Source organism: Aquamicrobium sp. NLF2-7 (assembly GCF_022359935.1).
GTDB classification, from domain to species: domain Bacteria; phylum Pseudomonadota; class Alphaproteobacteria; order Rhizobiales; family Rhizobiaceae; genus Mesorhizobium; species Mesorhizobium lusatiense.
Genome location: NZ_JAKSED010000001.1, coordinates 2486849 through 2509316, shown reverse-complemented (window position 1 = coordinate 2509316; position 22468 = coordinate 2486849). Strand labels below are relative to the sequence as shown.

21 protein-coding genes and 1 tRNA gene are annotated in these 22468 nt (G+C 64.6%); 10 read left to right on the top strand and 12 right to left on the bottom strand.

Annotated elements, in window-relative coordinates; translation table 11 throughout:
• Positions 1-41: 41 nt before the first annotated feature.
• The gene (locus MIC97_RS12340) at positions 42-677 is read right to left on the bottom strand and encodes a DNA-3-methyladenine glycosylase I (RefSeq protein ID WP_239800262.1); all 636 of its coding nucleotides are present in this window, start codon (positions 675-677) and stop codon (positions 42-44) included.
• 206 nt (positions 678-883) lie between these two features.
• On the opposite strand from MIC97_RS12340, the gene MIC97_RS12335 reads away from it, so the two are divergent.
• On the top strand, positions 884-1705 hold the full coding sequence (locus tag MIC97_RS12335) for a L,D-transpeptidase (protein WP_239800261.1): 822 nt from the start codon (positions 884-886) through the stop codon (positions 1703-1705).
• Positions 1706-1829: 124 nt separating this feature from the next.
• Here the strand turns inward: MIC97_RS12335 and glcF are convergent, their stop codons facing one another.
• From glcF to MIC97_RS12315, 4 genes are all read right to left on the bottom strand, one after another.
• Positions 1830-3131 carry a glycolate oxidase subunit GlcF gene (gene glcF / locus MIC97_RS12330; RefSeq protein ID WP_239800260.1) on the bottom strand — a complete coding sequence of 434 codons (1302 nt, stop codon included), beginning with the start codon at positions 3129-3131 and terminating at the stop codon, positions 1830-1832.
• A 3-nt stretch (positions 3132-3134) separates the two neighbouring features.
• Entirely contained in the window at positions 3135-4370 is a 1236-nt protein-coding gene (locus MIC97_RS12325) for an FAD-binding protein (protein ID WP_239800259.1), read from the bottom strand.
• Positions 4371-4372: 2 nt separating this feature from the next.
• A complete protein-coding gene (locus tag MIC97_RS12320) occupies positions 4373-5869 on the bottom strand; it encodes an FAD-linked oxidase C-terminal domain-containing protein (RefSeq protein WP_239800258.1) in 1497 nt (498 codons plus the stop codon).
• Between the two features lie 161 nt (positions 5870-6030).
• On the bottom strand, positions 6031-7305 hold the full coding sequence (locus tag MIC97_RS12315) for a DUF3422 family protein (RefSeq protein ID WP_239801122.1): 1275 nt from the start codon (positions 7303-7305) through the stop codon (positions 6031-6033).
• A gap of 232 nt (positions 7306-7537) precedes the next feature.
• Here MIC97_RS12315 and MIC97_RS12310 point away from each other — a divergent pair, with 232 nt between their 5' ends.
• Genes MIC97_RS12310 through MIC97_RS12300 form a run of 3 tightly spaced genes read left to right on the top strand, consistent with a single transcriptional unit; the run spans position 7538 to position 10272 of the window.
• Positions 7538-8329 (top strand): FCD domain-containing protein, encoded by a 792-nt coding sequence (locus MIC97_RS12310; protein WP_239800257.1) that lies wholly within the window; start codon positions 7538-7540, stop codon positions 8327-8329.
• Positions 8330-8336: 7 nt separating this feature from the next.
• Positions 8337-9476, top strand: coding sequence for an alpha-hydroxy acid oxidase (locus MIC97_RS12305; protein ID WP_239800256.1), 1140 nt, complete (start codon positions 8337-8339; stop codon positions 9474-9476).
• A gap of 4 nt (positions 9477-9480) precedes the next feature.
• On the top strand, positions 9481-10272 hold the full coding sequence (locus MIC97_RS12300) for a metallophosphoesterase (protein WP_239800255.1): 792 nt from the start codon (positions 9481-9483) through the stop codon (positions 10270-10272).
• Here MIC97_RS12300 and MIC97_RS12295 read toward each other — a convergent pair.
• Positions 10245-10385 carry a hypothetical protein gene (locus MIC97_RS12295; protein WP_183826522.1) on the bottom strand — a complete coding sequence of 47 codons (141 nt, stop codon included), beginning with the start codon at positions 10383-10385 and terminating at the stop codon, positions 10245-10247. The two genes, MIC97_RS12300 and MIC97_RS12295, sit on opposite strands and share 28 nt — an antisense overlap.
• A 238-nt stretch (positions 10386-10623) precedes the next feature.
• Positions 10624-11328 carry a type 1 glutamine amidotransferase gene (locus tag MIC97_RS12290; protein WP_239800254.1) on the bottom strand — a complete coding sequence of 235 codons (705 nt, stop codon included), beginning with the start codon at positions 11326-11328 and terminating at the stop codon, positions 10624-10626.
• Positions 11329-11433: 105 nt separating this feature from the next.
• Here MIC97_RS12290 and MIC97_RS12285 point away from each other — a divergent pair, with 105 nt between their 5' ends.
• Positions 11434-12084: a hypothetical protein gene (locus MIC97_RS12285; protein WP_239800253.1), complete on the top strand. Its 651-nt coding sequence runs from the start codon at positions 11434-11436 to the stop codon at positions 12082-12084.
• A gap of 31 nt (positions 12085-12115) precedes the next feature.
• Positions 12116-12850, top strand: coding sequence for a 16S rRNA (uracil(1498)-N(3))-methyltransferase (locus MIC97_RS12280; RefSeq protein WP_239801121.1), 735 nt, complete (start codon positions 12116-12118; stop codon positions 12848-12850).
• Between the two features lie 103 nt (positions 12851-12953).
• Here the strand turns inward: MIC97_RS12280 and MIC97_RS12275 are convergent, their stop codons facing one another.
• Positions 12954-14816 carry an AI-2E family transporter gene (locus MIC97_RS12275; protein WP_239801120.1) on the bottom strand — a complete coding sequence of 621 codons (1863 nt, stop codon included), beginning with the start codon at positions 14814-14816 and terminating at the stop codon, positions 12954-12956.
• Between the two features lie 320 nt (positions 14817-15136).
• Between MIC97_RS12275 and MIC97_RS12270 the strand changes: the two genes are divergently transcribed.
• Together MIC97_RS12270 and MIC97_RS12265 are read left to right on the top strand one after the other, a co-directional pair.
• The gene (locus MIC97_RS12270) at positions 15137-16510 is read left to right on the top strand and encodes a glutamate--cysteine ligase (RefSeq protein ID WP_239800252.1); all 1374 of its coding nucleotides are present in this window, start codon (positions 15137-15139) and stop codon (positions 16508-16510) included.
• Between the two features lie 165 nt (positions 16511-16675).
• Complete coding sequence (locus tag MIC97_RS12265) at positions 16676-17575, top strand: DUF937 domain-containing protein (RefSeq protein ID WP_183826508.1); 900 nt, start codon at positions 16676-16678, stop codon at positions 17573-17575.
• 210 nt (positions 17576-17785) lie between these two features.
• On the opposite strand, the gene MIC97_RS12260 is transcribed toward MIC97_RS12265, so the two are convergent.
• Entirely contained in the window at positions 17786-18070 is a 285-nt protein-coding gene (locus MIC97_RS12260) for a DUF1127 domain-containing protein (RefSeq protein ID WP_239800251.1), read from the bottom strand.
• Positions 18071-18293: 223 nt separating this feature from the next.
• On the opposite strand from MIC97_RS12260, the gene MIC97_RS12255 reads away from it, so the two are divergent.
• Both MIC97_RS12255 and xseA read left to right on the top strand, forming a co-directional pair.
• The gene (locus MIC97_RS12255) at positions 18294-19247 is read left to right on the top strand and encodes a LysR substrate-binding domain-containing protein (protein WP_239800250.1); all 954 of its coding nucleotides are present in this window, start codon (positions 18294-18296) and stop codon (positions 19245-19247) included.
• A gap of 63 nt (positions 19248-19310) precedes the next feature.
• Positions 19311-20885, top strand: coding sequence for an exodeoxyribonuclease VII large subunit (gene xseA / locus MIC97_RS12250; protein ID WP_239800249.1), 1575 nt, complete (start codon positions 19311-19313; stop codon positions 20883-20885).
• 114 nt (positions 20886-20999) lie between these two features.
• Here the strand turns inward: xseA and MIC97_RS12245 are convergent, their stop codons facing one another.
• The 3 genes from MIC97_RS12245 to MIC97_RS12235 form a co-directional block, all read right to left on the bottom strand.
• Complete coding sequence (locus MIC97_RS12245; RefSeq protein ID WP_239800248.1) at positions 21000-21302, bottom strand: hypothetical protein; 303 nt, start codon at positions 21300-21302, stop codon at positions 21000-21002.
• 297 nt (positions 21303-21599) lie between these two features.
• Positions 21600-21676: transfer RNA gene (locus tag MIC97_RS12240), tRNA-His, on the bottom strand.
• A 263-nt stretch (positions 21677-21939) separates the two neighbouring features.
• Positions 21940-22389, bottom strand: coding sequence for a phasin (locus MIC97_RS12235; protein WP_183826492.1), 450 nt, complete (start codon positions 22387-22389; stop codon positions 21940-21942).
• Positions 22390-22468: the final 79 nt, after the last annotated feature.

Genomic DNA, 22468 nt, shown 5'->3' with positions numbered 1-22468 from the left:
GCCGCACCCAGCGGCAAGGGCGGCTTAAGCCGGAGTTCGGCTCAGACCGGCCTGCGGAAGCCGGCGCGCGCGGCTTCCACCCCGGCGCGACAGGCGCAGCCCTCGATATGGTCGTTGACCATGCCCATGGCCTGCATGAAGGCATAGACGGTGGTGGGGCCGACAAAGCTCCAGCCGCGCTTCTTCAGTTCCTTCGAAATGCGCGTGGAAACGGCAGTGGTTGGATTGGCCCGCAGATGGGCGAGGTCCATCACCGCCGGCCGCTCTTCCGGTGCAGGCTCGAACTTCCAGAACCACGCCGCCAGCGAGCCGGCCTCATCCACCAGCTCGCGGGCGCGGCGCGCATTGTTGATGGTGGAGACGATCTTGCCGCGATGGCGCACGATGCCGGCATTGCCGAGCAGGCGCTCGACATCGGCCTCGGTGAACTCCGCAACACGCTCGAAATCGAAACCGGCGAAGGCCTCGCGAAAATTCTCGCGCTTGCGCAGGATCGTCAGCCACGAGAGGCCTGACTGGAAGCCTTCGAGGCAGATCTTCTCGAACAGGCGGCGATCGTCCGCCACCGGGCGACCCCATTCATGGTCGTGATAGTGAATGTAATCCGGCAGGTTGCCATGCCAGAAACAGCGGTCCACCCCATCCGGGCCGGTGATGATGCCGTCTTTTTCGCTCATGTCCCAAATCCGTTAATGCAGGGTCCCGGTGCTTTACCGGCGCTTTACCAGATTCCTGAACCGCCGGATAACCATACCGAAAGCTTTACTGACAAAACGGCATTCGACGCGTCCGGGATTCACCTTTCGGTTGTCCTTCGCGCACAGGATCGCGCCATGACCGGACACGCGTTTCCGGCCGACGACCGAACCCAGGATTGCGTCACATGAAACGAGCCCTTTTCCTGTTTACCTGCCTGGCCGGGGTCCTCTCCATGGGCTTTTCGCCGGCAATGGCCAACGACCGCTACATCGAGCGCCCGCCGGTGCGGGTGAGCCCCGACCTTGCCGCGCCATGGGTGCTGCAGCTCGGCAAGGCTCCTGACAATGCGAGGCGGGACAATGTCAGGCGCGTGGAGCCTGAGCCACGCCGCGTCTACCGCACCCAGCCGGCGACGCGCACCGCGGTGCAGGCGCAGCCGCGCCAGCGCGTTGTTGTTCAGCCGCAGGCCACGCAGCAGGCGCGCCCGGCGCGCGTGCAGCAGGCGTCCGCCGCCCGCACCGTGCAGAAGCGCGCTGTGCGCCCGCAGATCAACCCGATCTACCTGCCGCAGGTCGTGAATTATGACGGCAAGCACAAGCCCGGCACTGTCGTCATCGATACGCGCGACAACTTTCTCTATCTGGTGGAAAAGGACGGCAAGGCGCGCCGCTACGGCGTCGGCACCGGCAAGCCCGGCTTCGAATGGGCCGGCACCCACAAGGTGACGTCGAAGCGCGAATGGCCCGACTGGCGCCCGCCGGCAGAAATGATCGCGCGCGAAAAGGCCAAGGGCCGACATCTGCCGACATTCGTGTCCGGCGGCATCGAAAATCCGCTCGGCGCGCGCGCCCTCTATCTCGGCTCGACGCTCTACCGCATTCACGGCACCAACCAGCCATGGACGATCGGCGCCGCCGTCTCTTCCGGCTGCATCCGCATGCGCAACGAGGACGTCGTCGATCTTTACGAACGCGTGCCTGTTGGCGCGACGGTCGTTGTCATGTAAAAGCTTTTCCCAACAACGGGGGACGGGCCGTGTCGGGGGACGTGGCCAGTCGCAGAAAAGGCAGCCGGTGAACGCCGTGCTGCCTTTTCTGTTTTCGGACACTGCCGGGCTACTGCAACTGGCTTTACTGCAATTGTCTGGGCCGTTCCCCGCCATAGGCCCAGTCGAGCAGTTCCACCGTATGCACCACGGGCAGCTTCGCGGCGGAAGCGATCTGGGTGATGCAGCCGATATTGCCGGTGGCGACGAGCGTCGCGCCCGTGGCCGTGATGTTCTTCACTTTTCGGTCGCGCAGCCTTGCCGAAATTTCCGGCTGCATGATGTTGTAGGTGCCGGCCGAGCCGCAGCACAGATGCCCCTCGCGCGGCTCCTTAACCACGAAGCCCGCTTTGGCCAGAAGCGCCTTTGGCTGGCGGGTGATCTTCTGGCCGTGCTGCATGGAACAGGCCGAATGATAGGCAATGATGAGGCCGGGTTTCGCCGCCGGTTCCGGCAGGTCGAGCGTGTCGAGATATTCGGTCACGTCCTTGGCCAGCGCCGAGACTCGCGCCGCCTTTTCCGCATAGGCCGGGTCGAGCCGCAGCATGTAGCCGTAATCCTTGATCGTCGTGCCGCAGCCGGAAGCGGTGATGATGATGGCGTCGAGCCCACCCTCGTCGATCTGGCGCGTCCAGGCATCGACATTGCGGCGGGCGAAATCCAGCGCCTCGCTTTCGCGGCCCATATGATGCACCAGCGCCCCGCAACAGCCCTCGCCCGGCGGCACCACGACCTCGACGCCAAGCCGATTGAGCAGCGAAATGGTGGCCTCGTTGATGCCGGGATCGAGCACCGGCTGGGCACAGCCGGTGAGGATGGCGACGCGTCCGCGTTTTGCGCCCTTGCCCTGATGCACGCCCGGCAAGGCCGTGGAGGATGCGCGCGGCACGCTTGCCGGGGCGAGCTTCAGCATCGCCGCCAGCGGCTTCAGCGCGCTGGTCCGTTCAAAAAGGCCGGCGAAGGGCCGGCCCAGTTTCGCCAGCTTCAGGGCGGCGCGGAACCGCGCCGGATGAGGCAGCACGGCGGCCAGAACGGCGCGGATCAGCCTGTCAGGCAGCGGGCGCCTGTAGGTTTCCTCGATATGGGCGCGGGCATGATCGACCAGATGCATGTAATTCACGCCCGAGGGGCATGTCGTCATGCACGACAGGCAGGACAGGCAACGATCGATATGTGTGACGATCTCGCGGTCGGCAGGCCGGCCGCCCTCCAGCATGTCCTTGATCAGGTAGATGCGGCCACGCGGGCTGTCCAGCTCGTTGCCGAGCGTCACATAGGTCGGGCAGGTGGAGGTGCAGAAGCCGCAATGCACGCATTTGCGCAGGATCTTTTCCGACTCCGCCACATGCGGATCGGCAAGCTGCTCAGGGGTGAAATGGGTCTGCATGTCTCAGGCAGCTCCCTTCCGGGTCATGTCGGGCGCAACCACCCGGCCCGGATTCAAAATGTTCTTCGGGTCAAATTCGGCCTTCAGCCGTGCTGACAGGGCGGCAAGCGCCGGTGGCTGCGGCTGGAAGACCGGAATTTCGGCGCGCTGTTGGGGCGTCGCGCGCACCAGCGTGGCATGGCCGCCGCCGTATTTTTGCACCAGCGAACGCACCAGCCCGGCTTCCGGGTCGCCCGCCGCCATGGCGAGCCAGACCAGCCCGCCCTGCCAGTCGTAAAACGCCTCGACCGCCACCTGCATGCGCAGGGCCATGACCATGTTGTGGCCATCCGCCGGCGGCATGGAGACCCGCCACACCGGCATATGCGGCACCGAGGCGAAGGGGATGCAATCGCGGACTTCACGCCACAAAGCGCGCGAGGCTTCCGCCTCGATTTCCTGCATCGGCCCGGCTTTTTCCAGAAGCTGACGCAGCAGCTTCACCCGGTAAGCCACCGATGGCCCGAACCCTTCGACGCGCAGCATGGTCGCCGGGTCACTGCCGAGTGACCCGGCGGCAACGCGGGTGACCGCCGGATAGGGCAGATGCGCGGCACCCGACACTTCTGCGCTCGAACCCAGCGCCAGCCCCATGGCCGCCACCGCATTGTCGTCGAGCAGGCCACTGATCACCAGCGTCGTTTCCGTTTCAGCCGCAGGCAGCACCTTGAAGGTGACATCGGTGGCCACGGCCAGCGTGCCCCAGCTATTGGCCAGCGCCTTGGAGAGATCGTAGCCGGTGACGTTCTTCACCACCCGGCCCCCGGATTTGAACGCCTCGCCCCGCCCCGAAACGGCATGGATGCCAAGAATATGGTCGCGCGCGGCGCCCGCCTTCAGCCGCCTTGGGCCGCTGAGATTGGCAGCCAACACCCCGCCGATGGTGCCGCGCCCCCGCTGCCCGCCAAGCAACGGGCCATAATCCATCGGCTCGAAGGCAAGCTCCTGCCCGCGCGCCGCCACCGCCGCCTCGATCTCAGCCAGCGGCGTGCCGGATTTGGCCGACAGCACCAGTTCCTCCGGCTCGTAGAGCGTGATGCCGGACAGGCCGGAAAGATCGATCACATGCTCCGCCGCGACCTCATTGCCAATGGCGCGTTTCGAGCCATGGCCGATGATTTCCAGCGGCTGCTCTGCGGACACCGCCCATTGCACGGCCCCCAGAACATCAGCATCCGTTTCGGGTTTGAACGCGGTCATTGTCAAAACCTCGGAATGTCCGGGAACGGCATCTGGCCGCGATGGATGTGCATGCGGCCGAGCTCGGCGCAGCGGCGCAGTTGCGGAAAGACCTTACCCGGATTGAGCAGATGCCCCGGATCGAAAGCGCATTTGACCCGCATCTGCTGGTCGAGGTCGGTCTCTGAGAACATTTCCGGCATAAGGTCGCGCTTTTCCACACCGACGCCATGCTCACCGGTCAGCACGCCACCAACCCTGACGCACAGCCGCAATATATCAGCTCCAAATGACTCGGCCTTGTCCAGTTCACCCGGCACATTGGCGTCGTAGAGAATGAGCGGATGGAGATTGCCGTCGCCGGCGTGGAAGACATTGGCGACGCGCAGGCCGTAGTGCTCCGATAGCTCACGCATGCCGGCCAGAACGCGCGGCAGCTCCTTGCGCGGAATGGTGCCGTCCATGCAGTAATAATCGGGCGAGATGCGCCCCACGGCCGGGAACGCCGCCTTGCGGCCGGCCCAGAAGCGCAGCCGCTCCTGCTCGCTCTGCGAAATGCGGCAGGATGTGGAGCCGTTGCGGATGGCGATCTTCTCGACCAGATCGATGAGGTGGTCGACCTCGACCGCCGGGCCATCCAGCTCGACGATCAGCAGCGCCTCGCAATCCAGCGGATAGCCGGCATGGACGAAATCTTCGGCCGCGCGGATCGCCGGCAGGTCCATCATCTCCATGCCGCCGGGAATAATGCCCGCCCCAATGATGTCGGCCACGCATTGGCCTCCCTCTTCACTGGTGGGAAAGCCGATGAGCAGCGCCCGCGCCGTCTCCGGCTTGCGCAATATGCGCACCGTCACCTCTGTGACGACGCCGAGCAGACCTTCCGATCCGGTCATGACGCCCAGAAGATCGTAGCCCTCGGCATCGAGATGCCGGCCGCCGAGGCGCACCACCTCGCCATTCATCAGCACCATTTCCAGCCCCAGCAGATTGTTGGCGGTGAGGCCATATTTGAGGCAATGCACGCCGCCGGAATTCTCGGCCACATTGCCGCCGATGGAGCAGGCGATCTGCGAGGAGGGATCGGGCGCATAGTAAAAACCCTCGGCCTCGACCGCATGGGTGATGCCGAGATTGGTGACGCCCGGCTGGGCGACCACGGCGCGGTTGGGATAATCGATTTCCAGAATGCGGTTGAAGCGGCTCATCACCAGCAACACCGCATCCTCCAGCGGCAGCGCGCCGCCCGACAGCGAGGTGCCGGACCCGCGCGGGACGACACGGATGTTGCGCTCACTGCAATATTTCAGCACGCGCGACACCTGGGCGGTCGTTTCCGGCAGCACCACGACCAGGGGAAGCTGGCGGTAGGCAGTCAGCCCGTCGCTCTCGAAGGCGCGCATCTCATTGACCGTCTCTACCACGCCCTCGCCCGGCACGATGGCGCGCAGGGCGGCAACGATTTCACCGCGGCGGGCAAGCGTCGCGCCATCGGGCGCAGGCATGGCAAGTCCGGACATGCGAAACAGCTCCTCCAACTGGTAAACTCCTTTTACCAGTTATCGATAGTGCCTGTAAATCGGGCAATAGTTCAAAGCAAGAGGCGAGCGCGCGCAAGACGGCCAGCGTCAATGTGACGCTGGACCGGGCGGCGCGGCGATCGGAAAGGCCGGATGGCTGACTACTCGGCGCCCGCGTGCCTCGCCGGCTCGGAATGCATACGGCGCACCCGCCGCACCGCCCACCACACGAGCAGGATAGCCACCGGCACGGAGACGGCCGTCACCACCTCGGGCGCGATGGCATGGCCGAACCATGAGGAGACGCCCTTGGCCAGATAGCCGATCAGCCCCACCACATAATAGGACACCGCCGCCACCGACAGGCCCTCGACCGTCTGCTGCAGGCGAAGCTGGAGGCGGGCGCGGTTGTTCATGGAAGCCAGCAGGTCGCGGTTCTGCTTCTCGACCTCCACGTCCACCCATGTGCGCAGCAATGTCGTGGCGCGGGTGAGCTTGCGCGACAGGTTGGCCTGCCGCTCCTCGACCGACCGGCAGGTGCGCATGGCCGGCGCCATGCGGCGTTGCAGAAAGCTGCCCCATGTCTCGTGGCCCGGCACCACGGCCTCTTCGAGCGCGTCCAGACGCTCGGTGACGATGCCGTCATAGGCGCGGCTGGCGCCGAAGCGGTAGAGGCTGGAGGCGGCATCCGCTTCCAGTTCAGCTGCAAGTTCCGTCAGGTCGGCGAGAAGCTTCTGGTTGTCGCGCGTTTCCGGCACCCGCATCTCGGCGGTGATGACGGCGAGCTTGTCCTCGATGCGCCGCACGCGGCCCGACAGCGACAGGGCCAGCGGCAGGCCGAGCATGGCCAGCGTGCGATAGGTTTCGATATCGATGAGGCGGTGCGACAGCGCGCCGGCGCGGGCTGGCGTCAGGCCGCGATCGAGAATGAGGATGCGCGTCAACCCGTCGCCGTCCTGCCGGAAATCGGTGACGATGGCCGCATTGCCGCCCTCGACCAGCGAATAGCAGAGGCTGGTCGGGTCGAAACCCTCGATCAGCTTCTCGCTGGCCGGCATCCAGTTACGGATTTCCAGCCTAATACCGGAAATGACCGTGCCGGGCGGCGAAAACCCGTTTCCGAAGGGCGAATCCTCCTGAGCGCGTCCACCTTCGGAAAGGGGGCCTTCCCACAGATAGGTGGAGAATTCGGTGTGCCGCTCCCAGCGCAGCGTGCCCTTGCCCCATTTCATGGCATGGTGGCGGGCCTGCCGGTCGGGTGCCGCGATGCCAAGGCGGCGCGACAGCTCCGACAGCACCGCCTGATCGACGACGGAGCCGCCCTCGGTCATGAAGGAAAGCTGCACCAGAACGCGCGGCGTGGTCACCAGCGGATAGGGTCTGGAGTGAACTTCGCCGAGCGCACCGGGTCGTGCCTCATGCGCCGGAAAGCCCATGACGCTGCCGGTCGGGCGCGTTTCGAACTCGGGACCGATCGGACCTTCCTGCACGGCTCATATTCCCGGAACTGGTTTGCAAATGCCGGTTTAAGGCCGTTCCGCGCCCCGCGCAAACGTTCAGTTCAACCCCAGCGAACGGAGGAAAGTCGGCAAACTGGATAAACTATTTGACCAATTTTGGCGATTGCCGTTATGTTTTGCCACCGTCGCTCCTTCATCTGGCACTCAAGTGACCGAAATCTTCACCCGGATCGAACATTCGCGCACCGCCGACGAGGTGGTGCAGCAGATCGAGAGCCTGATTCTCGAAGGCGTTCTGCGCACCGGCGACAGGCTGCCGGGCGAACGCGAACTGGCGCGGCAGTTCGAGGTTTCGCGGCCGATCCTGCGGGATGCGCTGAAGGCGCTGGAAGCGCGGGGCCTGCTCGTCACCCGCCATGGCGGCGGCACCTTCGTTGCCGACGTCATCGGGCAGGTATTCTCTCGACCGGTAATCGAGCTGATCTCCAGCCACCGCAAGGCAGCGGCCGACTATCTCGAATACCGCCGCGAGATGGAAGGCGTGGCAGCCGAATACGCGGCGCGGCGCGCAACGGCCGACGACCTCGCTTTGCTCGAAGAGATCATGGCGCGCATGGACACGGCCTACCGCGCCGACGATTTCGAGGCCGAGGCCGAGGTCGACGTGGAATTCCACCACGCCGTCGGCGAATGCGCGCACAACATCATCCTGCTGCACACGCTGCGCTCCTGCTACCGGCTTTTGTCGGAAGACGTGTTCCAGAACCGGCTTCTGGTTTTTGCGCTGCCCGGCGCGCGCGAGATGCTGCTCGAACAGCACCGCGCCATTCATTCCGCGATCGTGGCCGGGGATCCGGCTGCGGCGCGCAAAGCCGCGATGGATCACATCGCCTATGTCGAACGCACCACCGCCGAGGCCGAAAGGGCCGGAGACTGGCAGCGCGTTTCCCGGCTGCGGTTGCGCCAGCGCACCGAACCGGGCCCCCAACAGAAAGACTGAAGCAGAAATGACCGAACCGCTGACCATAGACGAACTGAAGCAGCTTGCCCGGCGGCGCGTGCCCAAGATGTTCTTCGACTACGCCGATTCCGGCTCGTGGACGGAAGGCACCTACCGCGCCAACGAAGAAGATTTCGCGAAGATCAAACTGCGGCAGCGGGTGCTGGTGGACATGACCGACCGCTCGCTGAAGACCACCATGCTGGGCGAGGATGTGGCGATGCCCGTGGCGCTGGCGCCCACCGGCATGACCGGCATGCAGCATGCAGACGGCGAAATGCTGGCGGCGCAGGCAGCCGAGGAATTCGGCGTGCCGTTCACCCTCTCCACCATGAGCATCTGCTCGATCGAGGACGTCGCCTCGGTGACGAAGAAGCCTTTCTGGTTCCAGCTCTATGTGATGAAGGACCGCGGCTTCGTGGAGAACCTGATCGAGCGCGCCAAGGCCGCCAGATGCTCGGCGCTGGTGCTCACCCTCGATCTGCAGGTTCTCGGCCAGCGCCACAAGGACCTGCGCAACGGCCTTTCGGCCCCGCCCAAATTCACGGCAAAGCACATCTGGCAGATGGCAACCCGCCCGAAATGGTGCATGGGCATGCTGGGCACCAAGCGCCACACGTTCCGCAACATCGCCGGCCACGTCAAGGGAGTCGCCGACCTGTCGTCGCTGTCTTCCTGGACGGCTGACCAGTTCGATCCAAAACTGTCGTGGGAGGATGTGGAGTGGATCCGCAAGCGCTGGGGCGGCAAGCTGATCCTCAAGGGCATTCTGGACCACGAGGACGCGGAACTGGCGGCCAAAAGCGGCGCCGACGCCATCATCGTCTCCAACCATGGCGGACGGCAGCTCGACGGCGCGCCGTCCTCGATCTCGGTGCTGGAACCGATCGCGGACAAGGTCGGTGACCGGATCGAGGTGTTCATGGATGGCGGCATCCGCTCGGGCCAGGATGTGCTGAAGGCCCTGTGCCTTGGCGCGAAGGGCGTGTTCATCGGCAGGCCCTTCCTCTACGGGCTGGGCGCTCAGGGCAGGCAGGGCGTTACCAATGCGCTGAACATCATCGCCAAAGAGCTGGACACGACCATGGCGCTGTGCGGCAAGCGCGACATCCGCGACCTTGGCAAGGACATGCTCTACAGGGGCTGACAACATGGCCGACGGCATCGATTTCAGCCATGCCCGAACGCCACCGGGCCTGCGTCTCTATGCTGTCGGCGATCTCCACGGCCGCCTCGATCTGCTCCGGGCTTTCCACCGCCATGCGGTGGCGGAATTGCAGGCCGATGCGCCGGCGGACTGGCGCATCATCTATCTGGGCGACCATGTGGATCGTGGCCCGGATTCGCGAGGCGTGCTGGAGTTTCTGGCTGAGGCGAAGGCCCGCGACCCGCGCCATGTCGTTCTGGCGGGCAACCATGATCTCGGCCTGCTCGACTTTCTGGCCAGACCCGATCCCTGCGGGATTTTCATCACGCATGGCGGCCTCGAAACGGCTGCGTCTTATGGCGTTCATGCCGCGCATTTCGGCGCCGTGGAAGAAGGCGGCGATGCCCTGCGCGCGTTCCACGCGGCGCTGGCGGCCGCGATACCGCAATCCCATCTCGCGCTGCTCCATGCGCTGGAGGCGTCGTTCGACTGCGGCGACTTCTTCTGCTGCCACGCCGGCATCCGGCCGGGCGTGGCGCTGGAGCGCCAGTCAGCTGACGATCTTGTCTGGATCCGCGGCGAATTCCATCGCCATGAAGGGCTCTATCCGAAGGTGATCCTGCACGGCCATACGCCGTCAGGCAAGGTCACGGTGAGGCCGAACCGCGTCAACCTCGATACCGGCGCCTATCGCACGGGAAGGCTGAGCGTCCTCCGCGTCGAGGACGCGCGCAAGACGATACTGACGGTGACAGAAGAAAGCGTGTTTCAGTCCAGCGCTGCGGTGACGCCGTAGCCGTCAACCGCATTGTGGCCGTTTGCCGCGTCAGCGGCATAGATGCCGAAACCACCGATGGCGAGACCGGAGAGCATGGCGAAGGTCAGAAGGGCTGCTTTCACTGAGGTCATCTCTGAATTCTGTCTGCCGCTTATCCTGCACGGATATGATTACCATTGCATTGAAACGCAGAAGTCCCGGAAGGGTTCGTCAGCAGAAAGGAAAAATCTTTCGGCCCAGCGCCATGCCTTTGCGAGCGCGTTCTAGAAGCAGGGGAAGGCCGGGCCAAGGCCTGAAAAGGTCCTCCACAGGAGTTTCGCCGCGACGTGCCAAAATTGTCACGTCCCGAGACCTGGAAGGAGGCGAGCCTCATGCCCTGATGGAGGAAACCCAGGCGCTGGCAATGGACAGGCCCGCCGCATCCGCCTGCTGCCCCCTTGTGGCCGCTTCCTCGTCCAGATCTTCTGCCCAGCCGGGGCGGCGCTCCGCGATCGTTGCCGCGAAAAGCTCGCTCCACTGCCGCACCAGGCCGGTATCAGCCTCGAAATGGAACTGGAAGCCATAGGTGGCGCGGCCGATGCGATAGGCCTGGTTCTGCGCCACCGCGCTGCCGGCAAGGCGCGTCGCGCGCTCGGGCAGCGAGAAGGTGTCGTCATGCCACTGGAAAATGGGGAAACTTTGCGGAAGCTTGCCGAGCACCGCATCGCCTTCCGCCTCGGGTGCCAGGTCGACCTGCTGCCAGCCGAATTCGCGGGCCCCGCCGATGCGGTTCTCGCCGCCGAAGGCGCGGGCGATGAGCTGGCTGCCGAGGCAGATGCCGGCAACGGCCCGGTCTCTCGCTTCGAAATCGCGGATGAGGTCGAGAAGTGCCGGGAAATAGGGGCTGACATCGTCGGCAAGCGCATTCTGCACACCGCCCAGCACGATCAGCGCGTCATGGCCCGCCGCATTTAGCGGAAGCGCCTCACCCAGATGAGCCCGGCGCATGTCGATCGCGCCGCCGGCTTCCTCGATGGCCGGTCCCATCTGGCCAAGGCCGGTATTCGCGAAATTTTCCACGACAAGAACACGCATTGACTCACCCACCCGTGACAAAGCTGTGGCGACCGATACCATGGCCGGCACAGGCAGGCCAAGCGGTGCAGGCCTGTCGCCAGCCGGCAGTTTCAGGAAAAAGCTATGCCACTGCAGAACCGGGTCGATCCCTTCGGTGCCATCCATGCGGTGGCGGAACGCGGCATGTTCACCGGCAATCGCGGCATCATCCACGATCCCGACACCAGAACCCTGCTCCCGCGCCGCTGGACGACGAAGGCATGGATCATCTGCGAATGCGATTTCGGCGAACGGCGGCGCATTCCCATGGGGCGCAATGGGGGGCACAACCGGCCCGGCGCAACAGCAGGCTGGACTGAACTGTTCTTCCTCGATGAGGTGACGGCGCTCGCGGCCGGGCACCGGCCCTGCTTCTATTGCCGGCGCGAGAGGGCAAGGGATTTTCTTGGCCGCTTCGCAACGGCCTCCGGCATTGCCGAACCACGTGCGCCGCAGCTCGACACGCGCCTGCATGGCGAAAGGCTGGCCAGCAGGGCAAAGCCGGCAATGGTAACGCCTGCGGACATCGCGAAGCTGCCGGAGGGCGCCATGTTCAGCACTGGAGCCAGCTGCTTCACCAGACGGGATAGCCGCTATCTCCAATGGTCGTTTGCCGGCTATATTTCGACTGCGGTGCCCGAAGCAGATGGCTTTGTGCTGCTGACCCCACCAACCACCGTGGCGGTGCTGCGCGCAGGCTATCGGCCCGACTGGCATGCTTCTGCGGGTGCTTGACGCGAAGGCCCGCCTGCCGCATCAAGCGCCGATGCGCGCCAATTACAAGCTCCAGAGACTTTTCGTGCCCGGCGATCTTGCGGCAGGCATGGAAATCGACGCCGATCCGCAGCAGAGCCATTACCTCGCCCATGTGCTGAGACTTGGTCCGGGCGCCGAGCTTCTCCTGTTCAACGGCCGCGACGGGGAATGGTCGGCTGCCGTTTCCGAGGTCAGGAAGAAGGTGGTGCGGCTCACCGTGAACAGCCTGCAACGCCCGCAACCGGCCCCCTGCGATCTGGTCTACTGCTTTGCCCCCCTCAAGCAGGCGCGGCTGGACTATCTGGTGCAGAAGGCTGTGGAGATGGGTGCGGGGGTGCTGCAACCCGTTCTCACCCAGCACACGCAGGTGACGAAGACCGGCTCCGACCGCCTGCGCGCAAATGTGATCGAGGCGACCGAGCAGTGCGGCATCCTTGCCGTGCCGGAGGTGCGCGAGGCGGTGCGGCTGGAACGCCTGCTGTCCGGCTGGGACAGGGAGCGACGGCTGATCTTCTGCGACGAGGACGCCGCCACCAACAATCCCGTTTCCGCGCTGCGGGCCATCGGCGAGAAGCGACTGGCGCTGCTGGTCGGCCCGGAAGGCGGCTTCTCCGAAGACGAACGCCGCATGCTACGGGCGCTCGAATTCGTCACCGCCATTCCGCTCGGGCCGCGCATATTGCGTGCCGACACGGCAGCGGTCGCCGCACTCGCCATCATTCAGGCAACGATCGGCGACTGGTAGGATCAGAGCGCCGGACCGAAAAGGAGACTCCGGTTTCCGGTTGTTCCGATGCCCTCTCGACAGTCAGGTCGTCCTTTTGCGCCCGAATGGGCCGCAGGGCGATCTAGGCGGTTTCGGCCACCGGCGTCTTCGGTCGCGTTTTCCGGCGCGTCAGGCGGGCCGTCGTTGCCTTCAACTTCACCGCCGGCTTATCGTCGAGCCCTTCCTTCACCGCCTCGGCAATGGAGAAGGCGATGAAATCCGCGCTGATGGAAGCTGCCTCGATGGATTTTTCGCCGTCGGCACGCGGCATGAGGATGCCGACCCGCAAGGCGGGCCTTGCCCGCTTCAGACGCCGCACCGCATGGCGGGCGTGGGCGAGTGACGCCGCGTTGAGGAAAGCCACGATGACGGTATCGACGTCGGCCAGCGGCAGGGAAGATACGGCGCGGCCTTCCAGAACGGCATGAGCCGCGGTGGCAACCTCCGCGCCCTGCACCTCCAGCACCTGCGCCAGCATGGCGGCCGCGGCATCGTCCAGTTCGCCGCGCCCGCCGAGGCACAGCAATGAGTGTCCTTCGCCGTCCGGCAGGTCGGGTGTTTCGATATCATCCTCGCCGGAGGGGGTGGAGCGCTTGCCAGCTTCTTCAGCGGCTTCCTCTTCCTCCTCCTCTTCCTCCTGCGCCACGTCCTCCAGATTTTCGACCAGCGCCAGCGCGCTGGCTGCGATCTGGCGGCGTTGCTCGTCGGTCATGACGCCACGCTGGCGATCGGTCTCGCCGATGAGCAGGGCGGGAATGCCGATATGGTCGTAGTAGTCGACCAGATAGCGTTCCTCCAGAAATTCCTCCGCATAATCGGTCGCCTCGTCGGGATCGCCGGCCAGCAGGCGCTGGTAGAGCCTGGCATGCGGCTCCAGCACCGGCTCGTTGCCGAGCATCACGTCCAGAAACGCGAATTGCGGCACATGGCGGCCGAGCACGACGAGACAGACCGTCAGCGGCGTCGAGATGACCAGGCCGAGCGGCCCCCACAGCCATGTCCAGAAGATCGCCGCCACGATGATGGCGAGCGACGACAGCCCGGTGCGCGACCCGTAGAGCCACGGCTCCATGATGTTGTTGGAGATCAGCTCCATAACGAGGAAAAGCCCCGCCGTCCACAGCACCATCGACCAGCCGGGCGCGACGGCCAGTGCCAGAAGCATCGGCAAGAGCATGGCGATGGCCGGCCCGATATAGGGCACGAAGCGCAGCACCAGCGCCAGCAGCCCCCACAGCAGCGCATTGGGAATGCCGATCAGCCACAGACCGATGGTTATGGGAATGGCATAGGTGGTGTTGACCACGAGCTGCATGAGCAGGTAGCGCCCGACGCGCTTGCCGGCATCCTGCAACGCCTCGGTAGTGCGGTGCAGGTCGCTGTAGCCGACAAGGCGGATGAAGCGGTCGCGCAGGTCCTCACGTTCCAGCAGCATGAAGATGACGACGACGATGATGAGGCCGGCAGTGGCGAAGGGAGCTGCCAGCGGCACGATGACGTTCTTCAGGATCTCGACGGGGTTCTGGCGCGAAACGATCTCCACCGGCAGCGGCTCACGCGCCGGCTCCTGCGGCTCTGCCTGCTCGGGCACCCGGGTTCCGCGCTGGAGCTCGGCACCCACGCGTTCGACCGCATTGCTCAACCGCTCGATGATGCCACCATTGGCCCCCACCTCCCGCAGCGACCGGACCTTTTCCAGAATGTTCGACTGATAGGTGGGAATGTTCTGCGCCAGATTGCTGACCTGCGTGGCGACGACGAAGGAAAAGAGCCCTATGGCGAGGAAGGCGAGCGTCACCGTCACCACGACCGCCGGCACCTTCGGGATCGAGCGCTTGCGCAGCGCCGACACGATGGGCGCCAGCGCGAAGGTCAGCAGGAAGGCGATCGCCAGCGGCAGGAATACCTCGCGCCCGAGATAGAGGATGGCGACGACGCCCACCATGGTGACGGCTGTGGGCACGAAGGGGCGCACATAATCGCCCGCACCGGACGCATTCGCCGGACGCTTTTCCGCTTCATCCGTTGCAGCCATGGCAGTTCCCCCTCGCCTGTGGTGATGCGCACATTACGCTACAACCGGAAATGTCGCAGCCCGCGCAAGGTTCCCGTCCCTCCCGGACGAAACATCCATGCTACGCATCCGCGCTTGCGCAGCATGAAGTTTCGTTGAAGCGTGGCTCTACAGTTTTCGCTTGATCGGGTACGGTCATATCGTCCAACTAGCCCGAAAATTTCCCGGAAAGCCCCGGCAATGAGGTATTCATGGCGCGCGATACGACCGATTTCAGCCCGATAGAGGGCATCGACGAGCTGGTGGATTACCTGTCCGATGGCTGCAAGCCGCAGGAGAAATGGCGCATCGGCACCGAGCACGAGAAGTTCCCCTTCTATGTCGATGGCCATGCGCCGGTGCCCTATGGCGGCGAGCGCGGCATCCGCTCCCTGCTGGAAGGCATGCAGGAGAAGCTGGGCTGGGACCCGATCGTCGACGCGGGACGCATCATCGGGCTTGTCGAGCCGACAGGTCAGGGGGCAATCAGCCTTGAACCCGGCGGGCAGTTCGAGCTTTCGGGCGCGCCGGTGGAAACCATTCACCAGACCTGCCGCGAGGGCAACGCGCATCTGGCGCAGCTGCGCGAGATCGCCGAGCCGCTCGGCATCCGTTTCCTCGGCCTCGGCGGCAGTCCGAAATGGACGCTGGCCGAAACGCCGGTGATGCCGAAATCGCGCTACGAGATCATGACCCGCTACATGCCGAAGGTCGGCAGCCACGGCCTCGACATGATGTACCGCACCTGTACCATTCAGGTTAACCTCGACTTCGGCAGCGAGGCCGACATGCGCCGCAAGATGCAGGTTTCGCTTAAGCTGCAGCCGCTGTCGACGGCGCTGTTCGCCAATTCGCCCTTTACCGACGGCAGGCCCAACGGCCTGCAAAGCTGGCGCGGGGAAATCTGGCGCGACACCGACAACGAGCGCTCGGGCATGCCGCGTTTCTGCTTCTCGCCCGATTTCGGTTTCGCCGATTATGTCGAATGGGCGCTGGACGTGCCGATGTACTTCGTCATCCGCGACGGGCAGTACCACGACATGACGCACATGACCTTCCGCCAGTTCATGAACGGCGCCGCCCGCAACGAACTGAGCGACGGGTTGCCGACCATGGGCGACTGGGCCAACCATCTTTCGACCCTGTTCCCGGATGTGCGCCTGAAGCGCTTCCTCGAAATGCGCGGCGCCGATGGCGGCCCATGGCGGCGCATCTGCGCCCTGCCGGCCTTCTGGGTGGGCCTGCTCTATGACGAGGAGGCGCTTGCCGCCGCCGAGACGCTGACTTCGAGCTGGACATATGAGGAAGTCGTGGCGATGCGCGATGCGGTGCCGGCTAAGGGTATCGCCACCCCGTTCCGCAACACCACGCTGCGCGAGATCGGCCGCGAGGTGCTGGCGCTCTCCCGGGTCGGCCTGAAGAACCGCGCCCGCCTCAACCGCGACGGTTACGACGAGACCTCCTTCCTGCAGACGCTGGACGAGGTGGTCGGCCGCGGCACGACGAGCGCCGAAGAGATGCTTTCGGCCTATCACACGCGCTGGGGCGGCTCGATCGAGCCCGTATTCCTCGAATACGCATATTGATCGGGCGCCTCACTGCGGCAGCAGGATTCCGGAGCCTTTTTGCCTGTCTCCCCGGGGCAGAAAGGCTTCAACCCTTTGCGTTGAGGCAATTGACAACGCAAAACCGCTTCGCACTTGCGCCGGAATTGCTATAGGTTCTTCGTACAATTTGTCGGAGACCCGCCTATGCAAAACCTGTTCGAAATGCTGACCCAGGCCCAGAACGGTCAGGGCATGGAAGCGCTCGCCCGGCAGTTCAACCTCTCGCAGGAGCAGGCGCAGGCTGCCGTTGAAGCGCTTTTGCCCGCCTTCTCGCAGGGGCTGAAGCGCAACACGGCAGATCCCTACGGCCTCGGCAGCTTTCTCAATGCGCTGTCCAGCGGCCAGCATGCGAAATATTTCGAGGATGCCAGCCGCGCCTTCTCCCCGCAGGGCGTCGAGGAAGGCAACGGCATCCTCGGCCATCTGTTCGGCTCCAAGGACCTCTCGCGTGCCGTGGCCGCACAGGCCGCACAGGCCACCGGCCTCAGCCAGCAGCTTCTGCAGCAGATGCTGCCGGTCATCGCCTCGATGGTCATGGGCGGCCTGTTCAAGCAGACCGCCGCCCAGCCACAGGCAGCCGCCGGTTTCGGCGACAACCCTCTGGGGCAGATCATCGGCGAGATGATGAAGCAGATGGGTGGCGGACAGGCCACACAGGGCCGGAGCGCGCCGCAAGGCGGCGGCAATCCCCTCGGCGACAATCCGTTCGGCAAGATCCTGACCGACATGTTCGGCGGCGGTCAGGCTGCGCCGCAGACCCGGCAGCAGACGCAAAGCCCGGCACAGAATCCGTTCGGGGATACTCCCTGGGGCAAGATTCTCACCGATATGCTGGGCGGGGCGGGGCAGGCAACACCCGAGCCGCAGACCCGGACCCAATCTCGCAAGCCGCGTCAGGCTGATTCCGGCGAAGCCGCGAAAAACCCGTATGACGATCTGTTCGGCCAGATGTTCGAGACCGGCCGAAAGCAGCGCGACGAGTACCAGAAGGGCATGGAATCGGTCTTCGACCAGTTCCTGCGCGGCATGGACCGCAACCGGTAGAGCGTTTCCAGGAAAAGTGGAACCGCTTTTCCGGTTCGGAAACGTGACAAACCAAAGACCTGAAGCCGTTCAGTGCTCCCGTGAAACACTGAACAGCGCTACGCTGGCATGAAAAAAAGCCCGGTGCCCTTCTGCCGTTGCGGCGAAAGGAACCGGGCAATGCAGGCAAGCCGGAGGGGAACCGGGCGGGAGGATGCCTGCTCGGGGAATTCAGACGGACTTCGCGGCCGCCGTCAGGCCTGCGCGCGCTTCGGCAATGGCCATCAGCCGCGCGGTGGGGTCATCTGAAAGCGAAACCTCAATCGCGGCATCGAGATCGGCGCGGGTGATGCCGATATCGGCAAGTTCCGCGTCGGTCATTTCCGAAAGCCGGCGGAATGTGCGTCGGTTCCTCCACAGCGTCACCAGCCGCAGGACAGCATGGCCAAGGCGCGTGACGGCCGAAGGCCGGACAGACAGGCGCGGCGTTTCTGCAGCGCAGTCACATGCAGTCATTTCACCGTTCTCCGACATCTGCGCGCAACAATACCCGCCATCCGTGATGACGCGTTCGTGGGCGCACTTTCCATTCATTGTTGGGTCGACACGAGGCAGGACATCGGGCGAAACGCACATCGCATCCGGCCTTGTGCAGGCATCGTCTGTTTGTCACAGGCAGATTGATTAATCCAACGAATGTTTTTAATGTTTGAGATCAATCTTGCTGATAGGTATGCCGATGAAGCCGCCCCTTGATCTCGACCAGTTGCAAACCTTCATCACCATTGCCGATACCGGCAGCTTCACGCGCGCCGCCGAAGGCGTGCATCGCACCCAGTCGGCGGTGTCGATGCAGATGCGGCGGCTGGAGGAGCGCATCGGCAAGCCGCTGTTCGAAAAGGAAGGCCGCACCAACCGGCTGACTGAAGAGGGCGAGCGGCTGCTTTCCTATGCACGGCGGCTTCTGTTTCTCAACCGCGAGACGCTGGCCGCATTCGACGACCAGCGGCTGGAAGGCACCATCCGCATAGGCACGCCCGACGATTATGCCGACCGCTTCCTGCCCGAGATCATGGCGCGCTTCTCGCGCTCCAACCCGCGCGTCGAGCTGACGGTGGTGTGCGAGCCGACACCTGGGCTGGTCGACCAGATCAGGCGCGGCCAGCTCGACATCGCGCTCGTCACCCACAGCGATGCCCGTGGCCAGTCCGAAGTGGTGCGGCGCGAACCCCTGCTGTGGGTCAGTTCCATCAACCATGCCACCCATGAGCAGGAGGTGCTGCCCATGGCCTTCGGACGGCCGACATGCGTGTGGCGGCGTGCCGCCTGCGATGTGCTCGACGGCATGAACCGCGAATACCGCATTCTGTTCACTTCCTTCTCGGCCACCGTCATCACCGCTGCCGTGCTCTCCGGTCTCGCCATTTCCGTGCTGCCGGAATGCGCGCTGCGGCCCGGCATGCGGGTTCTGGGCGAGGCGGACGGTTTCGGTCCCCTGCCCGACTGCCGCATCGGCCTGATGCGCGGCCAGACGGACCAACCCGAGATCGTCGACGCGCTGGCCCGCCACATCGCCGAAAGCCTCGACAACATCTCGGTGCCGGCGCTCGACGATGCGACCGGGCTCGGCTTTGGAGGGCAGGCATTCAACCGCGCGCGGCGCGGCGCACCGACAGTGTTGCCCGGCTGGTGAGGAAACAGCGGACAACGCCCCGCACGCCTTGACCGGGCGCGGCTGGCACGGCCCTATTGCCCCATGAACGAGACTGCATCCGAATCACGCACCAACGCCACGGAATTCAGCGTCAGCGAGATTTCCGGCGCGCTGAAGCGCACGGTCGAGGACGTGTTCGGCAATGTGCGGGTGCGTGGCGAGATTTCCGGCTATCGCGGGCCGCATTCCTCCGGCCATGCCTATTTCGCGCTGAAGGACGACCGCGCCCGGCTGGAGGCGGTGATCTGGAAAGGCACCATGTCGCGCCTCAAGTTCCGGCCGGAGGAAGGCATGGAAGTGGTGGCAAGCGGCAAGCTCACCACCTATCCGGGCTCCTCCAAATACCAGATCGTCATCGACAATCTGGAACCGGCAGGCGCAGGCGCACTCATGGCGCTGCTGGAAGAGCGCAAGCGCCGGCTGGCCGCCGAAGGCCTGTTCGATCCCGCCGCCAAGCGCCGCCTGCCCTTCATGCCCGCGGTCATCGGGGTCATCACCTCGCCGACAGGAGCCGTGATCCGCGACATCCTGCACCGCATCCGCGACCGCTTTCCGCTGCATGTGATCGTGTGGCCGGTGCGCGTGCAGGGCGAGACCTCGGGCGCGGAAGCAGCCGCAGCCGTCACCGGCTTCAACGAGCTGACCTCTGACGGGCCAATCCGGCGGCCGGACGTGCTGATCGTGGCGCGCGGCGGCGGCAGCCTGGAAGACCTGTGGGGCTTCAACGACGAGGCGCTGTCGCGCGCCGTTGCCGCCTCGCGGATCCCGGTGATCTCGGCTGTCGGCCACGAGACCGACTGGACCCTGATCGACCTTGCGGCGGACGTGCGCGCCCCGACGCCCACGGGTGCCGCCGAAATGGCGGTGCCGGTGCGGGCCGAGCTGGAAGCGACGCTGGCTGCACTGGCTTCGCGGCTGCAAGGTTGCGTCACCCGCCTTCTGGAACGCGACCGGCAGGCGGTGAGGGCGGCGGCGCGGGCCCTGCCCACGCCGGACCAGTTGCTGGGGCTGAAGCGCCACCGCTTCGACGAGGCCGAAAGCCGCCTGCAACGGGCGCTGGAAGTGGGACTTGAACGCAAGCGGGCGCGGCTGGCGGCAATCCGGCTGACGCCGGCTGCCCTTTCGCGGCGCATGAGCGAGGCGCGCCTGCTGATCGGCCGCGACATGGCGCGCGCGCAGGCAGCCCTTTTCGCCGTGGTGCGCGAACGGCGCGAGCGGTTTCGCAACAGCTCCGCGAGGCTGACGCCGATCTCCATCCTGCGACGCCAGCGACAGCAGACTGAGACACTCGCCGGACTGGCACGGCGGGGCGATCAGGCGCTGGATGTGCGGCTTGAACGGCTGCGTGCCCGGCTGACGCAGGCAGACCGGCTTCTCTCCACGCTGAAGCTTTCGGAACAGTCCATTCTTGAACGCGGCTACGCACTGGTGCTGGACGAACAGGGCGCACTGGTGCGGCGGGCGGGCGACATCGCCGCCGGCCAGACGCTGGAGCTGCGCTTCGCCGATGGCGCGGCAACGGCAATCGCGAAAGGCGGCAAACCAGTGGCCGAGCCGGCACGCGCCCGCCCCGTACCGAAGTCGAAGGACAGTGGCAGTCAGGGTTCGCTTTTCTGAACTCGGGATTTTCTCAACTGCCGCCAGCAGCATGACGCCTGACGGCCGAAGCCGCTTCAACGATATGCCAAAAAGCAGCGCAAGGTGCGAGGCTCAAAGATTGGGCCCCGCGCTTCAGTGGCTTCCGTCTGCGGCAGCCGGTGGAGCAGACTGGCCGTCCTGTCCGGCTTCGCCATTTTCGGCGTCCGTTTCGGCGGCATCTTCCAGATGCAGGGCGATCAGTTCCTGTATGTCGCCCACCTCTTCCTGAATGTCCTCAAGCGGAATGCCGGCCTGAGCGGCTTCCTCGGTGCATTCGCGCGCCAGCGTTTCGGCCTGCTCGTCGATTTTCACGGGGTCGGTGCCGACCGGTACGGAAGGGGACTGGCAATTTTCGCCGATCCATTCCTGAAGGAATTTGATCGCTTGTTCACTCATTTTCCTGCGTACCCCGTATCTGGTGATCCGGTTCCGTTACAGCCCAAGGCTGGCTAGCTTAAAAAATCGCCGGATGCTCATCACACTGCGTTGCCGCGTGTCAGAAAACGCCGCCGCCCACCGGGTCCGGACAGCATATGTGGTTGCCGCTTATGGGGGCGAGGCGATGGATCATCGTCGGGAACACCATTCCGGCAAACTTGTTCTTCGGCAGCCTCAATCTAGGCATTCACGCCTGAAGCTGCAATATGCACAAGACGACACCCACAGGCCGATACACAACGAAGGCGGGAGAGGTGGTACCGTTGGCTGGGTTCGAACCAGCGACCTCCGGATCCACAATCCGGCGCTCTAACCAACTGAGCTACAACGGCACAGGCCCGTTTCGGGCATATCCCGAACCTCACCTTCCACAGACAGCGGAACGGCTTCGGCCCGGCGAAGCGTCAATACGGTTTAATGAAGCCTAATTCAAGCCATGTGTGAGGGAAAACAACACACGAGGCGCAGAAGCTTCCACATCTTGTTCCCGAACAGGCCGGAAACGCAAAAAGGCCAGCGGGTAGAGGCCGGCCTTTCTGGTATTTTCCGAAATTCCCGGTGCCGGGTGGGAGGAGACCCGGCTGCCGGAAGCGGGTCAGGCAGCCTTGCCGGTCTTGAAGGACTTCTCGACAGCCGACTTGATCGGCTTGGAGACGTCTTCGGCAGCCTTGGCAGCAACAGACTGGAAGTCCTTGGCCTGAGCCACGGCATCTTCGAAACGCTGACGCAGGAACGAGGTCTGAAGTTCGACCACTTCCGACAGCGAACGGGCGCCGACCAGGGCTTCGAGGTGGTTGAAGCCGGCTTCTGCGTTGGCGCGCAGAGTGGAAATGGCCTTCAGCGACAGATCGCTGGAGTTCGAACGGACGGCTTCATAGGTCGACTCGAACGCCTTCTGGGCTTCTTCGGTGCCGGCCTTCAGCTTGGTGTAGGCTTCCTTCGACTGCTCGATGCCCTTTTCAGCGAAATTGCGAACGCTGTCAGCGGCCTTGGAGGCGTCAAAGGTGGGGAATTCAACGGTTTCTGCGGTTTTGGTCTTGGTCATGTCGATCCTTTCGGGGGCTGGGTCTTTGACTCAACGCCAATGTGTTCCACGGTGATGGGAGGTATATAGCATAAATTTT

What these genes read in the sequence shown, in the direction of transcription:
- MIC97_RS12340 (WP_239800262.1), bottom strand. Translation starts at nt 677, where the DNA reads ATGAGCGAAAAAGACGGCATCATCACCGGCCCGGATGGGGTGGACCGC.
- MIC97_RS12335 (WP_239800261.1), top strand. Translation starts at nt 884, where the DNA reads ATGAAACGAGCCCTTTTCCTGTTTACCTGCCTGGCCGGGGTCCTCTCC.
- glcF (WP_239800260.1), bottom strand. Translation starts at nt 3,131, where the DNA reads ATGCAGACCCATTTCACCCCTGAGCAGCTTGCCGATCCGCATGTGGCG.
- MIC97_RS12325 (WP_239800259.1), bottom strand. Translation starts at nt 4,370, where the DNA reads ATGACCGCGTTCAAACCCGAAACGGATGCTGATGTTCTGGGGGCCGTG.
- MIC97_RS12320 (WP_239800258.1), bottom strand. Translation starts at nt 5,869, where the DNA reads ATGTCCGGACTTGCCATGCCTGCGCCCGATGGCGCGACGCTTGCCCGC.
- MIC97_RS12315 (WP_239801122.1), bottom strand. Translation starts at nt 7,305, where the DNA reads ATGGGCTTTCCGGCGCATGAGGCACGACCCGGTGCGCTCGGCGAAGTT.
- MIC97_RS12305 (WP_239800256.1), top strand. Translation starts at nt 8,337, where the DNA reads ATGACCGAACCGCTGACCATAGACGAACTGAAGCAGCTTGCCCGGCGG.
- MIC97_RS12300 (WP_239800255.1), top strand. Translation starts at nt 9,481, where the DNA reads ATGGCCGACGGCATCGATTTCAGCCATGCCCGAACGCCACCGGGCCTG.
- MIC97_RS12295 (WP_183826522.1), bottom strand. Translation starts at nt 10,385, where the DNA reads ATGACCTCAGTGAAAGCAGCCCTTCTGACCTTCGCCATGCTCTCCGGT.
- MIC97_RS12290 (WP_239800254.1), bottom strand. Translation starts at nt 11,328, where the DNA reads ATGCGTGTTCTTGTCGTGGAAAATTTCGCGAATACCGGCCTTGGCCAG.
- MIC97_RS12285 (WP_239800253.1), top strand. Translation starts at nt 11,434, where the DNA reads ATGCCACTGCAGAACCGGGTCGATCCCTTCGGTGCCATCCATGCGGTG.
- MIC97_RS12280 (WP_239801121.1), top strand. Translation starts at nt 12,116, where the DNA reads ATGCGCGCCAATTACAAGCTCCAGAGACTTTTCGTGCCCGGCGATCTT.
- MIC97_RS12275 (WP_239801120.1), bottom strand. Translation starts at nt 14,816, where the DNA reads ATGGTGGGCGTCGTCGCCATCCTCTATCTCGGGCGCGAGGTATTCCTG.
- MIC97_RS12270 (WP_239800252.1), top strand. Translation starts at nt 15,137, where the DNA reads ATGGCGCGCGATACGACCGATTTCAGCCCGATAGAGGGCATCGACGAG.
- MIC97_RS12265 (WP_183826508.1), top strand. Translation starts at nt 16,676, where the DNA reads ATGCAAAACCTGTTCGAAATGCTGACCCAGGCCCAGAACGGTCAGGGC.
- MIC97_RS12260 (WP_239800251.1), bottom strand. Translation starts at nt 18,070, where the DNA reads ATGACTGCATGTGACTGCGCTGCAGAAACGCCGCGCCTGTCTGTCCGG.
- MIC97_RS12255 (WP_239800250.1), top strand. Translation starts at nt 18,294, where the DNA reads ATGAAGCCGCCCCTTGATCTCGACCAGTTGCAAACCTTCATCACCATT.
- xseA (WP_239800249.1), top strand. Translation starts at nt 19,311, where the DNA reads ATGAACGAGACTGCATCCGAATCACGCACCAACGCCACGGAATTCAGC.
- MIC97_RS12245 (WP_239800248.1), bottom strand. Translation starts at nt 21,302, where the DNA reads ATGAGTGAACAAGCGATCAAATTCCTTCAGGAATGGATCGGCGAAAAT.
- MIC97_RS12235 (WP_183826492.1), bottom strand. Translation starts at nt 22,389, where the DNA reads ATGACCAAGACCAAAACCGCAGAAACCGTTGAATTCCCCACCTTTGAC.